The organism is Crossiella sp. CA198 (genome assembly GCF_052078295.1).
GTDB lineage: Bacteria > Actinomycetota > Actinomycetes > Mycobacteriales > Pseudonocardiaceae > Crossiella.
On the sequence record NZ_JBQJIM010000011.1, the window covers coordinates 154,565 to 167,323 of the forward strand.

The 12,759-nt window shown below is 70.6% G+C and carries 12 protein-coding genes; 5 read left to right on the plus strand and 7 right to left on the minus strand.

What is annotated here, in order from left to right; translation table 11 throughout:
- Positions 1-13: 13 nt before the first annotated feature.
- From ACTOWY_RS19895 to ACTOWY_RS19915, 5 genes are all read right to left on the minus strand, one after another.
- Positions 14-1,018 (minus strand): LacI family DNA-binding transcriptional regulator, encoded by a 1,005-nt coding sequence (locus ACTOWY_RS19895; protein ID WP_441311136.1) that lies wholly within the window; start codon positions 1,016-1,018, stop codon positions 14-16.
- A 93-nt stretch (positions 1,019-1,111) separates the two neighbouring features.
- Positions 1,112-2,518, minus strand: coding sequence for a Gfo/Idh/MocA family protein (locus ACTOWY_RS19900; protein ID WP_441311137.1), 1,407 nt, complete (start codon positions 2,516-2,518; stop codon positions 1,112-1,114).
- Positions 2,519-2,700: 182 nt separating this feature from the next.
- Positions 2,701-3,606, minus strand: coding sequence for a 1-phosphofructokinase family hexose kinase (locus ACTOWY_RS19905; protein WP_441311138.1), 906 nt, complete (start codon positions 3,604-3,606; stop codon positions 2,701-2,703).
- The gene (locus ACTOWY_RS19910; RefSeq protein WP_441311139.1) at positions 3,603-4,442 is read right to left on the minus strand and encodes a class II fructose-bisphosphate aldolase; all 840 of its coding nucleotides are present in this window, start codon (positions 4,440-4,442) and stop codon (positions 3,603-3,605) included. Before ACTOWY_RS19910 ends, ACTOWY_RS19905 begins: the two co-directional genes overlap by 4 nt.
- Positions 4,443-4,458: 16 nt before the next feature.
- On the minus strand, positions 4,459-5,346 hold the full coding sequence (locus ACTOWY_RS19915; protein WP_441311140.1) for an SIS domain-containing protein: 888 nt from the start codon (positions 5,344-5,346) through the stop codon (positions 4,459-4,461).
- 149 nt (positions 5,347-5,495) lie between these two features.
- Between ACTOWY_RS19915 and ACTOWY_RS19920 the strand changes: the two genes are divergently transcribed.
- From ACTOWY_RS19920 to ACTOWY_RS19940, 5 genes are all read left to right on the plus strand, one after another.
- Positions 5,496-6,281 carry a DeoR/GlpR family DNA-binding transcription regulator gene (locus ACTOWY_RS19920; protein ID WP_185003687.1) on the plus strand — a complete coding sequence of 262 codons (786 nt, stop codon included), beginning with the start codon at positions 5,496-5,498 and terminating at the stop codon, positions 6,279-6,281.
- Between the two features lie 141 nt (positions 6,282-6,422).
- Positions 6,423-7,718, plus strand: coding sequence for an ABC transporter substrate-binding protein (locus ACTOWY_RS19925; RefSeq protein ID WP_441311141.1), 1,296 nt, complete (start codon positions 6,423-6,425; stop codon positions 7,716-7,718).
- A complete protein-coding gene (locus ACTOWY_RS19930) occupies positions 7,718-8,677 on the plus strand; it encodes a carbohydrate ABC transporter permease (protein WP_441311142.1) in 960 nt (319 codons plus the stop codon). Before ACTOWY_RS19925 ends, ACTOWY_RS19930 begins: the two co-directional genes overlap by 1 nt.
- A 16-nt stretch (positions 8,678-8,693) precedes the next feature.
- Positions 8,694-9,572: a carbohydrate ABC transporter permease gene (locus ACTOWY_RS19935; RefSeq protein ID WP_441311143.1), complete on the plus strand. Its 879-nt coding sequence runs from the start codon at positions 8,694-8,696 to the stop codon at positions 9,570-9,572.
- Entirely contained in the window at positions 9,569-11,512 is a 1,944-nt protein-coding gene (locus ACTOWY_RS19940) for a DUF5107 domain-containing protein (RefSeq protein ID WP_441311144.1), read from the plus strand. Before ACTOWY_RS19935 ends, ACTOWY_RS19940 begins: the two co-directional genes overlap by 4 nt.
- Here ACTOWY_RS19940 and ACTOWY_RS19945 read toward each other — a convergent pair.
- Positions 11,509-11,904 carry a VOC family protein gene (locus ACTOWY_RS19945; protein WP_441311145.1) on the minus strand — a complete coding sequence of 132 codons (396 nt, stop codon included), beginning with the start codon at positions 11,902-11,904 and terminating at the stop codon, positions 11,509-11,511. The two genes, ACTOWY_RS19940 and ACTOWY_RS19945, sit on opposite strands and share 4 nt — an antisense overlap.
- Before the next feature lie 52 nt (positions 11,905-11,956).
- Entirely contained in the window at positions 11,957-12,721 is a 765-nt protein-coding gene (locus ACTOWY_RS19950; RefSeq protein WP_441311146.1) for an alpha/beta fold hydrolase, read from the minus strand.
- Positions 12,722-12,759: the final 38 nt, after the last annotated feature.

A 12,759-nucleotide genomic window follows, 5' to 3' on the forward strand; every position in this document is an offset into this window, starting at 1 on the left:
CCGCCGTTCGTCGTCAGCGGGGCGGGGCGGTGGTGGCGCGCACGACCAGCTTGGTGTCCAGCCACTCCTGGCGCACCGGCGCGCCGTCCTCGCCCGGACCGGCCAGCAGCAGTTCCACCGCGAGCCGCCCGGCCTCGCGCACCGGCATCGCCACCGTGGTCATCGCCGGATCGCACAGCCCGGCGAAGACCAGGTCGTCGAAGCCGGTCAGGCTCATGTCCTCGGGCACGCGCACGCCCTCCTCGCGCAGCCGGGCCAGCACGCCAAGGGCCATCACGTCGTTGTAGGCGATGACCGCGGTGTAGCCACGGCCGAGCACGTCCTCGGCCGCGGCCACGCCGCCCTCATAGCGGGGCGGGTACGGGCCGAGTTCGGTGACGGTCAGGCCGTGCTTCGGCGCGGCGGCGCGCAGGCCGGTGCGGCGCTGGGTGTTGGACCAGGAGGTGTCCGGGCCGCTGAGGAAGGCGATCCGCCGGTGCCCGAGTTCGGCCAGGTGCGCGACCAGCTGTTCGATCCCATTGGCCGCGTTCATCAGGGCCGCCGGGACCTCGGGCAGCATCCGGTTGAGCAGCACCAGGCTGGACTTGGCCGCGACCTCCAGCAGCGGGGCGTCGGACAGGCCGGGGGAGCACACGATCAGCCCGTCCACCTGCTGGGCCATGGTGCGCACCAGCTTCTCCTCGACCACCGGGTCCTCGTCGCTGTCGGCGACGAACACCGAGTAGTCGGCCTGCACCGCCGCGGCCTGCACCGCCTTGAGCACCCCGGTGAAGAACGGGTTGTCCAGGTCGGGCACCACGATGCCCAGGTTCCCGGTGCGTCCGGTGATCAGCCCGCGGGCGGCCCGGTTGGGCTGGTAGCCCAGTTCGGCCGCGGCGCTGAGCACCCGCTCCCTGGTCTCCTCCCGCACCAGGTTCGGCGAGCTGAGCGCCCGCGAGACGGTGGCCACCGACACCTGCGCCTGGCGGGCGACATCGCGGATGGTCGCCGGCGCTCCCGTACTACCCCGTTGTCGCACTCGATCATCCTACCCAGCGTCACCACACGGATCGGGGACGCGCAGGTAACAGCGATGCGACCGTTTACATCGGCCGCACCGCCGTCGCCCGCTTTATGCCGGTTTGGTCGAATCCAGCGTGGGCCGGGACTTGTCCCGCCACTTACCCCTGGTGAAGTCCGGGATGGCCACCGCGGCGCCCTTGCGCCGGATGGACTCCGCGCTCAACGGCACCGGCGCGCTCCACGCGGCCGAGTCGTAGACGTCGACCTCCGGTGGCAGGCCCAGGCGCATGGTCTGCATGGTCCGGTAGATCATCAGGTAGTCCATGCCGCCGTGCCCGCCGGGGCCGGGGCCGATATCGGTCCACAGCCAGTGGTCGAAGGACTTGAAGTCGTCGAAGGACCCCCACTTGTGCCCGGAGTGCTTGGGCTCGACGTAGATCCGCGGCGGGTAGTCCTCGAACACGCCCTTGGTGCCGGCGACCTGGTTGAGCCTGCTGTACGGGTAGGGATTGGACACGTTGTGCTGCAACCGGATCACCTTGCCGTTGGCGGTCTGCAGCAGGCTCATCGTGGTGTCGCCCTTGACGTAGTGCTCCTTCCATGAGGAGTCGCCCGGCTCCTCGTGCGCCTGCCGGTACTCGGCCATGCCGACCGCGGGGGTGGCCATCGAGGTGATCCGGGTCAGCCGGTCGCCGCGGTGGATGCCGAAGTACCCGGCCACCGGCCCGAGGCCGTGGGTGGGGTAGTGGTCGGCGTTGAGCTTGGTGTGCCAGCCCCGCCGCCACTCGGCCGCGTAGTAGGTGTCGGAGAGCAGCAGTTCGCGCAGGTCGTGGATGTAGGCCCCGGCGCCGTGCAGCACCTCGCCGAACACCCCGGCCCGCACCATCCGCAGCAGCCGCAGCTCGTTGCGGCCGTAGCAGCAGTTCTCCAGCTGGATGCAGTGCCGCCGGGTGCGCTCGGAGGCGTCCACCAGCTGCCAGAGTTCGTCCAGGGTCAGCGCCATCGGGCACTCCACCCCGACGTGCTTGCCGCCGTAGAGCGCGGCCAGGGACATCGGCACGTGCCATTCCCAGGGCGTGGCGATGTAGACGAAGTCCACGTCGTCCCGCCCGCACAGCTGCTCGTAGGCCCGTTCGCCCTTGCCGTAGACCGCGGGCTCGGGCTGCCCCGCGTCCCGCACGGCCTTGGCCGCCTTCTGCAACGCCGCCGGGTTGGTGTCGCACAACGCGGTCACCCGCACCCCTGGCGTGGCCAGGAACATCGCGATCATCGACCCGCCGCGGTTGCCCAGGCCGATGATGCCCACCCGCACCGTCTCGTGCCGGGCGAACGGCACCCCGATCATCGTCTTCCCGCGCGCGGCGGGCGCCCGCTCGGTGTCCGCCGCGCCCGCCCCTGGCGCCGCCCCGGCCACCCCCGCGCCCAGCCCGGTTAGCCCGAGCCCGGCCACCGCGGCACTGGTGCCCAGTAGCGAGCGCCGGGAGATCGACGACGTGGGCCGGTCCTGCTCCGTCATGACGCCTCCTGATCGAACCTGACTGAAACCTCGTCGTTCCAAGCAGTAATACGCAGTAAAGGCAGGTTTACACAGCTCGGCGATCAGCGGGACCCGACGATCGGAGGGTGTCCTGATCGGTTGGCCGGGCAAGTCAACAAGGACGCACAACGGTCAACACGGGGCGGCCCGCCGTCCGTGGCTCAGGCGATCTCGACCATCACCGTCGGCAGGAAACGCTCATAGGCCCCGGCGTCGAAACTGCCCGCCAGCGGGTGCAGCACCGCCGCCGCCGACAACGCCGCCGCCTCGCGCAGGATCCGCGGCCACTCCCGCCCCGCCGCCAGTCCGGCCGCCAGGGCCGCCACGCAGGCGTCCCCGGCCCCGGTCGGGTTCCCGGCCAGTCGCCGCGGTGGCCGGGCCCGCCAGGACCCGTCCGCGGTGATCGCCAGCAACCCGGCGGGCCCACCGGAAGCCAGTACCGCCGACGCGCCGCCGTGCACCAGTTTCCGGGCCGCCGCCGCGGGATCGGCCACCCCGGTCACCGCGCGCAACTCCGCCGCGTTGGGTTTCACCGCCGTCGGGTTGCCTGCCACGCCCAGCCGCAACGCCTCCCCGTCGGCGTCCAGCACCGTGGGCACCCGCCCGGCCACGATGTCCAGGAGTTCCCGGTAGACCCCCGCCGGTAAGCCGGGTGGCAGGCTGCCGGAGAGCACTACTAGGTCGGCCTGGCCTGCCAGGGTGGTGAAGCGGTCCAGGAAGACCGCCCACTCGGCCTCGGTGACGGCCGGGCCGGGCTCGCTGAACAGGGTGGCGTCGCCGTCGCTGACCACCGCGACGGTGCGGCGGGACTCGGCCTTGATCTCGGTGAGTTCGGCGGCCAGGCCAGCCTCGGCGAGTTCGGCACGGATGGCCTGGCCGGTGGCGCCGCCGACGAAGCCGGTCACGACCGTGTTGTGCCCCAGCGCGTTGAGCACCCGGGACACGTTCACGCCCTTGCCGCCCGCCCTGGTCCGCACGGTGCGGACGCGGTGGGTGGTGTGCGGTTGCAGGTTGTCCACGCCGTAGGTGACGTCCAGGGCCGCGTTCAGTGTGACGGTCAGGATCACGGGGCGGCTCGCAGCACACCGAGCAGGCGTTCGGCTTCGGCGGCCACGGCTTCCCGGCCGGCGGCGAAGTACTTGCGGGTGTCCACTGTGGACGGATTGGCGGCCAGGAAGTCGCGCACCGCCTTGGTGAAGGTCTTGTTCAGGTGGGTGGCGATGTTGATTTTGGTCATGCCGGCGGTGACCGCGGTGGTGAGGTCGGCGTCGGGCACGCCGGAGGATCCGTGTAGCACCAACGGAACCGGGACTCGCGCGCGTAGCCGGGCGATCAGCTCGAAGTCCAGGCTGGCGTCCCTGGTGAGCATCGCGTGCGAGCTGCCCACGGCTACGGCCAGCGCGTCCACCCCGGTCGCGGCGACGAAGGCCGCGGCCTCCGCCGGGTCGGTGCGCACGCCGGGCGCGTGCACGCCGTCCTTGCCGCCGACCTCGCCCAGTTCGGCCTCCACGTACACCCCGTGCGCGTGGCAGTGCGCGGTGATCTCCTTGGTGGCCGCGACATTGTCCGCGTAGTCCAATGTGGACGCGTCGAACATGACGCTGGTGAAGCCCAGTGTCACCGCCTCGCGCACCAGGTCCGGGTCCTCGGCGTGGTCCAGGTGCACCGCCACCGGGACCGTGGCGGCGCGGGCCACCGCCAGGGTGGCCAGGCCGATGGGGGCCAGCGCGCCGTGGTACTTCACGCAGTTCTGGCTGATCTGCAGCACCACGGGCGCGCCGGCTCGTTCGGCGCCGGTGACCAGGGCCTCGGCGTGTTCGAGCTGGATGACGTTGAAGGCGGCCACGCCGCGGCCGGCCGCGACGGCCGCCGCGACGATCTCTCCGGTGGGACGCAACGGCACGGCGCGGGGCCTTTCGTCAGGAGTGGTCGAGGATGACGGAGCGGGTCAGGTGCCTTGGCTGGTCCGGGTCCAGGCCCTTGGCCGCGGCGATGGCCACCGCCAGGCGCTGCACCACGATCAGGTCGGCCATCGCGTCCCTGGTGTGCTGCCGGAAGGTGCCGCCGGTGGCGGCCACGTCCTCGGCCAGGCCCTCCGGCGCGGGGCCGAACATCCAGGCCACCCGGTTCGGGCCGGTGATGCTGATCGGGCCGTGCCGGTACTCCATCGCCGGGTAGGACTCGGTCCAGGCGCAGGCGGCCTCGCGCATCTTCAGCCCGGCCTCCTGGGCGATGCCGCAGGTCCAGCCCCGGCCCAGGAAGGTGAACTGCTCGGCGTGCACCAGTTCCGGCGGCAGCGGTTCGGCCAGCGCGGCCTCGGCGTCGGCGATCGCGGCCTCCAGTGACTCGCCGAGGCTGGCCCGCAGCAGGGCCAGCGCGGAGGTGGCGAAGCGGGTCTGCACCACCGAACGCTCGTCGGCGAAGTCCAGCAGCACCAGCGCGTCCGCGGCGGTGCGGATCGGCGTGTCCGCGTCCCCGGTGATCGCCACCGTCGGATCGCTCACCCGGCCGGCCAGGTCGAGCACCTCGGTGGTGGTGCCGGAGCGGGTGATCAGCACGATCCGGTCATAGCGGCGGCCGGCCGGGTACTCCGAGGCGGCGAAGGCGTCGGTGTGCCCGCGCCCCGCCGACTCGCGCAGTGCCGCGTAGGCCTGTGCGATGAACCAGGACGTGCCGCAGCCCACCACCGCGACCCGTTCACCGTCTCTAGGCAAAACCTCGGCATGGTGTCCGGCCAGCGCCGCGGCCCTGCGCCAGCACTCGGGCTGGCTGCCCAGTTCGGTCACCACGAACGGCTGCTCCGTCATGGCGCGCCTCCTTGTGTCCCCTGTGGTCCCCAGATTGCGCCAACTGTGCGCGTTGCTGCGTGTAAGTGCGCACAATACGCAACAATAGTGCACGATCGACCATTCGCAGTCGAGGGCGTCATGAGCGATCATGGTCGCGGAGGTGCGTGGTGAACCGGTACGAGCGACTGAACACCCTGTTGGAGATCCTGGCCGAGCGCGGACGGGTGGAGGTCGACGAGATCGCCGCCGAGCTGGACGCCTCGGCCGCGACCATCCGAAGGGACCTTGACCACCTGGCCGGTCAGCAGCTGCTGACCAGGACCAGGGGCGGCGCGGTCGCGCACGCGGTCTCCTACGACCTGCCGTTGCGCTACAAGTCCGTGCGGCACGCCGATGAGAAACAACGCATCGGCAAGGAGGCCGCCGCGCTGGTCGCGCGCGGCTCGGTGGTGGGCCTCAACGGCGGCACCACCACCACCGAGGTGGCCCGCGCGCTGGCCACCCGCGGCGACCTGCCGCACGTGGAGGGCGAGACCGCGATCACCGTGGTCACCAACGCGCTCAACATCGGCAACGAACTCGCGGTGCGCCCGCAGGTGAAACTGGTGCTCACCGGCGGGGTGGCCCGGCCGCAGTCCTACGAGCTGATCGGCCCGCTTGGCACCAAGATCCTGGACGAGCTGACCCTGGACATCACCTTCCTCGGCGTGGACGCCATCGACCCGGTCAGCGGCGCCGCCGCCCACCACGAGGGCGAGGCCAGCATCAACCGGCTGCTCGCCGCCCGCGCCCGGAAAGTGGTCGTGGTCGCGGACTCCTCGAAGATCGGCGGTAGTGCCTTCGCCCGCATCTGCGGTATCGAGGACGTGGACGTGTTGGTCACCGACGTCGACGCGAGCGAGGAGGACGTTCGCCGCTTCACCGAACGCGGGGTGGACGTGGTTCGGGTCTAGGCAGCGCATGTCACGCACGGCAGGCATGCGGTTACGGTTCGCGCAGCAGTGTTGACTACTGCGCATTTCACCGCGAGCATGAGCGAAATCACGCAAGTCGTGACCATCCTTCGCTCACTGGCGAGAATCAGGGGAGAAGTCATGATCCTGTCCAAGAAGGCCAGGCGCGGGCTGTCCGTGCTGCTGGCCGCGGGTCTCGGCCTGACGGTGGCGGCGTGCGGTTCGGGGGGAGCGGGCGGCGACGGCAAAGCGCTGACCTACTGGTCGATGTGGAAGGAGAACGAGCCGCAGGCCCAGGTCCTCAAGGAGGCCGCGGCGGCGTTCAAGGCGAGCAGCGGCATCGAGGTCAAGATCGAGTGGCAGGGCCGCGACGTGCTCAAGAAGGTGGTTCCCGCGCTCCGTAGCGGTGAGCTGCCGGACCTGGTGGACCAGGACGAGAACACCGTCCGGGCCAACCTGGTGACCAACAACGCCCAGCGTGACCTCACCGGCCTCTACGGCTCGGCCACGCCGGCGGGCGCCAAGGTCTCCGAGGTCGTGCCGGACCGCTACCTGACCAACGCCAAGAAGGACGGCAAGCTGTTCATGCTGCCGTACACCCTGCTCGGCTTCGGTCTGTTCTACAACGGGGCCACCTTGCCCGAGGTCGCGGGCAAGCCGCTGACACAGTGGAACGACTTCACCCAGTTGCTGGCCAAGCGCAAGGCCGAGGGCGTGAGCCCGCTCGCGCTCGACGGCGACATCGGCGACTACAACGCCTACTGGACCATCTCGCTGCTCCAGGGCCTGCTCGGCCCCGGGAAGGTCAACGAGCTGGCCAAGGACCGGGCGGGCACCGGGTGGAACACCGCCGCGGTGAAGAACGCGGTCGGCGAGATCCGCAAGCTGGCGCAGGCCGGTTACTTCATCCCGGGCTACGACGGCAGCAAGTTCCCGGCCGTGCAGGAGAAGTGGGCCCAGGGCGAGGCGGACTTCGTCAACTGCGGCAGCTGGATCCCCAGTGAGGTCGGCAAGAAGGCCAAGCCGGGCTTCCAGTTCAAGTTCATGCCGATGCCCTCGTTGAGCGGCAAGGTGAACGTGCCCGCCTCCACCATCGGCTTCGCCATCCCGCAGCGGGCCAAGAACCCGGAGAACGCGGAGAAGTTCATCGCGTTCTTCCTCGGTGACGAGCACCTGGGCAAGATCTCCAGCGTCGCCAAGAACCTCACGCCGAACGCGAAGCTGCCCGCACCGCCGGAGCTGGCCGAGGTTGGCAAGGCCCTCGCCGAGAACGAGTTGTCCCGCCCGCTCGACGGGGTGGACGCCGACTTCGTCAACTACAACATCGAGGTGTTCAACCCGGTCAACGACCAGCTCATCAAGGGCAAGATCGACGTTGAGCAGTTCCTGACCCAGCTGGCCACCGCGCAGGTCAACTACTGGAAGAAGAACGGCTGATGGCCGCCCCCGCCGTGCCGGTGGCCGTAGCCGCGCCGGCACGGCGGGCCGGCGCCGGCGCGGCCGCGTCCGGACCGCTGGCCCGCCGCCGCCGTCAGATCTTCTGGCCGTTCCTGCTGCCCGCGCTGCTGCTGTACCTGGTCTTCTTCATCGGCCCGACGATCGCCTCGGTGTGGATCTCCTTCCATCGCTGGGACGGCGTCAGCGAGATGAAGCCGCGCGGCTTCGACAACTACCTGGTGCTGCTGGACGACGCCATCTTCCTGACCTCCTTCACCAACACCATGCTGATCCTGGTGGGGGTCGGGGTCACCACCTTCGCGGTCAGCTTCGCCTTCACCATGGTGCTACGGGAGATGCGCGGCCGGAAGTTCGTCCGCTCGGTGCTGTTCTTCCCCTACATCGTCGCGCCGCTGGTGCTCTCCATCCTGTGGGGCTTCCTGTTCTCCAGCGACGGCCTGGTGAACAAGGCGTGGCAGGCGATCCTGGGCGGCACCGGCCCGAACTGGATCGCCGACCACCTGTTCCTGATCGTGGCGATTGGGCTGGTGTGGATCAACACCGGCTTCTACACCACGGTGATCATGGCTGGGGTGGACCAGATCCCGACCGAGTTGTACGAGGACTGCTCGCTGGCCGGAGCCAACGCCTGGCAGCGGTTCCGGTTCGTCACGCTGCCGCTGTCCTGGGATGTGGTGGCCACCGCGGCGGTGATCTGGACCATCTCCTCGTTGAAGATCTTCGAGTTCATCTACGCCTTCGGCGGTACCAGCAACGACATGCCGACACCCGGCATCTGGAACAGCGCGTTGTTCGTCTACGGCCAGACTTTCGGTGGCCGGGTGCCGGCGTATCAGTTCGGCTACGCCTCGGCCGCCGCGGTGGCCACCTTGGCCGTGGTCATCGTGCTCGTGGTGTTGCTGCGCCGGTTGATGCGGCGCGAGGCCGTCCAGTTCTGAGCGGGAAGGGTCCGCCATGACATCGACCATGACTCCGGCCGAGGAGGCCGTGCCGAAGCTCCGCCGGGAACGGCAGCCGGCGCGCGCCGTCGGGCTCGCCCTGGCGTGGCTGCTGGTGGCCTTCAACATCGGCGTGCTGCTGTGGATGCTGCTGGCCGCGCTGCGCGAGCACACCTCGATCTTCCGGCAGCCCTGGGGCCTGGACACCTTCGGCGAGTTCGGCAACTTCGTCCGCGCCTGGGTGGACAGCAACTTCGGCCAGGCCGCGCTCAACACGATCATCGTGGTGGCCACGGCCTCGGTGGTGGTGGTCGCGGTGTGCGCGCCGGCCTCCTACGTGCTGGCCAAGACCCGCAGCCGGATCTCCAGCACGACCGCGGTGTTCTTCGCGATCGGCATCGGGATTCCGGTGCAGGTCATCGTGATCCCGCTGTACGTGCTCATGCAGGAGCTGGGGCTGATCAACAGCCTGTTCGGCCTGTTCGTGCTCTACGTGGCGCTGTCGGTGCCGTTCACCGTGTTCCTGCTGACCGGGTTCTTCGCCTCGCTGCCCGATGAGATCGAGGAGGCCGCGGCCATCGACGGCGCGGGATCGGTGCGCACGTTCGTGCGGATCGTGTTGCCGCTGGCGCGCAACGGGCTGCTGACCGCGTTGATGCTCAACGTGATCGGGCTGTGGAACGAGACCTTCATCGCGCTGGTGTTCATCCAGAACACCAGTAAGAACACGTTGTCGTTGTCGCTGCTGGGTTTCCTGCAGACGCAGCAGTACGCGGGCCTGGACTACGGCACGCTGTTCGCCGGGGTGAGCATCCTGGTGCTGCCGATGGTGGCGGTGTATGTGTGGCTGGGCAGGCGGATCATCGAGGGCCTCACCGTGGGGGCGGTCAAATGACATCCATCCAGCGGGGCAGCCTGACGCTGCCGATGTCGGCGGTCGGCCCGGAGAATCCGTTGCCGCCACTGGCCGGGCTGCCCGACGGCGCCGGTGCGGTGGACCTGTCCGAGGTGCCAGCGGACCTGGCCGCGGCCGCGCGCTACGGCCATGTCCGCAGCATGCTGCCCTACCTGACCCAGGACGACTACCGGCGTGCGCCGGAGGAGTCCACTGTGGACACGGTGGTGCTGGACAACGGTCTGCTGCGGGCGGTGTTCGTGCCCGCGCTGGGCGGCCGGTTGTGGTCGCTGACCGACCTGGTCGCCGCCCGCGAGCTGCTGCACGTGCCGACCCTGCTGCAACCGGCCAACCTGGCCCTGCGCAACGCCTGGTTCGCCGGTGGCGTGGAGTGGAACATCGGCACCCGCGGGCACAGCCCGTTCACCTGCGCGCCACTGCACGCCGCCCAGGTGCGCGGCCCCGGCGGGGTGCCCGCGTTGCGGTTGTGGGAGTGGGAACGGTTGCGCGGCCTGGTGTTCCAGGTGGACGCCTGGCTGGCCGAGGACTCGCCGGTGCTGCACGTGGGAGTGCGGGTGCACAACCCACAGCCGCGTGAGGTGCCGCTGTACTGGTGGTCCAACACCGCGGTCGCCGAGACCTCGCGCACCCGGGTGCTGGCCCCGTCCACCAGTGCCTTCCGCACGCACTACAGCGGCAAACTGTCCAGAGTGGACGTTCCGGTGCACCGTGAGCTGGAAACCACCTATCCGGCCGGGATCCCGGACGCGGCCGACTTCTTCCACGACCTGCCCGAGGACCTGGACGGCCGCCCGTGGATCGCCGCCCTGGACGAGACCGGCTACGGCCTGGCCCAGGCCTCCACCGGGCGGTTGCGTGGGCGGAAGCTGTTCTGCTGGGGTGAATCCGTCGGCGGGCGGCACTGGCAGGAGTGGCTGGGCGGTCCGGACACCGGGCCGTACTGCGAGATCCAGGCCGGACTGGCCCGCACCCAGTACGAGCACCTGCCGATGCCCGCGGGCGCGGACTGGACCTGGGTGGAGACCTACGGTCCACTCAGGACCGATCCGGCGCTCGTGCACGGTGACTGGCCGGCCGCGGTGGCCGAGGTGACCCGCGCCCTGGACCAGACCAGCCCGGCCGCCTGCCTGCACGCGGCCCTGCACGAGTACACCGAGGTGACCGCCACACTGCCCCCGGTCGCGTCGCTGTCCGCCGGAAGTGGCTGGGGCGCGGTGGAACGCCACCGCCGGGCGCTGGCCAAGGAGAACCCGCTGCCACCGGAGTCGACCCCGTTCGCCGAGGACACCCTCGGTCCGGACCAGGTCCCCTGGCTGCACCTGCTGCGCACCGGCGAACTACCCGAACCCGATCCCGCGCTGCCACCACTGTCTTATGTGGACGGTGCGGACTGGTCGGCGCGCCTGGCCGCCGCGCCGGAACACTGGGCCACCGCCTACCACCGCGGCGTGCTGGCCCACGGCGCGGGCGCCCTGGACGAGGCGGCCGACCACTATCGCCGCTCCCTCGCGCTGAACTCCTCGCCGTGGGCCTTGCGCGCCTTGGCTTTGGTGGCCGCGGAACAACAGGACCTGACCGCCGCGGCCCGGCTGCTCCGGCAGGCCCTGGCGGCCGCGCCGGAGGTGTGGCAGCTCGCGGTGGAGACCGTGGCCATCCTGCTCCAGGCCGGTGATCCCTGCCTGGCCCTGGAAGTGCTGGCCGGGTTGCCGCCGTCAGTGGCCGGGCACGGCCGGTTGCAGTTGCTGCGGGTGCAGGCGCACCTGGCGGCCGGGCAACCGGAACGGGCGGCCGAACTACTGCGCGCCGGGATCGAGGTGCCGGACCTGCGGGAGGGCGAGATCAGCCTGGACCACCTGTGGGCCCAGGCCTGCCCGGACACCCCGCTGCCAGCGCACTACGACTTCCGCATGCACGTTTAGGACGCGGTGGCGATCTTCCACAGGTAGCCGTCGGGGTCGGCGAAGTAGCCGGAGTAGCCACCCCAGCCGGCCGCCACCGCCGCGCTGACCACGGTGCCGCCCGCGGCCGCCGCGGCCTGCATGATCTCGTCCACCACCTCCCGCGAGCCGGCGAGGAAGTGGAACGAGGAACCCCGGAACCCGGAGCCCTCGGCGGAGACACCGGCGTCCTGGGCCGCGGCCGCCCACTCGTAGAGCGCCAGCGCCGGGGACCCCGCACCCAGGGCGATCTTGACGAATCCGCCGAAGTCCTGCTCGACCTCCCCGCCCAGCCCCTCGGCGTAGAACTTCTTCGCCCGGTCCATGTCCCGCACACCCAGCATGATGGCGCTCACCTGCAACTTCGTCGTCATGCCGGCAACGATAGGACCGGCCGCCGGGCTTCGCTTCTCGATTCCTGACCGGCTAGATCCGCAGTCGATCCAGCACCGGCAGCAGTGACTCCGGGGCCTCCACATGCGCGTTGTGACCCCGGCCCGGCAGCATCAGCGGCTCGATCACCAGGGCTCTGAGGTGCTCGGCCGGGCTCATCGGATCGTGCTCGCCGGCGGCCAGCACGGTCGGGCACTTGGCCGCGGCGAGCAGACCGGGCAAGTCGGGCGCGCCGACGCCGAAGGCCCGCTGGTCCAGGGCCAGCCGCCAGGAACCGTCGGATTGGACCAGGCCGGTGCTGACCGCGGCGGAGTCCTCGGCGACCAGGCCAAGCAGTCCGGAGACCTTGAGGTGCCGGTCGGCGGCCTCGGCGCGGGTAGCGAACTCGCGGGCGGGCTTGTCCGCCAGCGCGGCGGCCTTGGCCAGCTCTTCCTCGGTCCAGCGCACCTTGATGCCCAGCCCGGCCGCGGCGGTCACCTGGACGCCGAACCAGCCGGAGGCCAGGGTCAGCGCCAGCACCCCGCCCAGGGAGTGACCCAGCACGGCGATCGGGCGGCCGGTGGGCAGGTGGGCGGCGATCCTGGCGGCCAGGCCGCCGAAGGAGTACCGCGACAGCGGTGGCGCTGCCCCGTGTCCTCGCAGGTCAGGGGCCAGCCAGCCGCCCGGCCAGTGCGCGGGCAGCAGCTCGATCAGACCGTCCCAGACCGCGCCGGTCGCGCCGAGGCCGTGCAGCAGGACCAGCAGCGGGCCGTCCTCGGGACCGCCCTGCCGGAAACCCGGCGCCGAAGTGTCTCCCATGGCGATGATCCTGCCGTAACGGGCCGGGACGGGGTAAG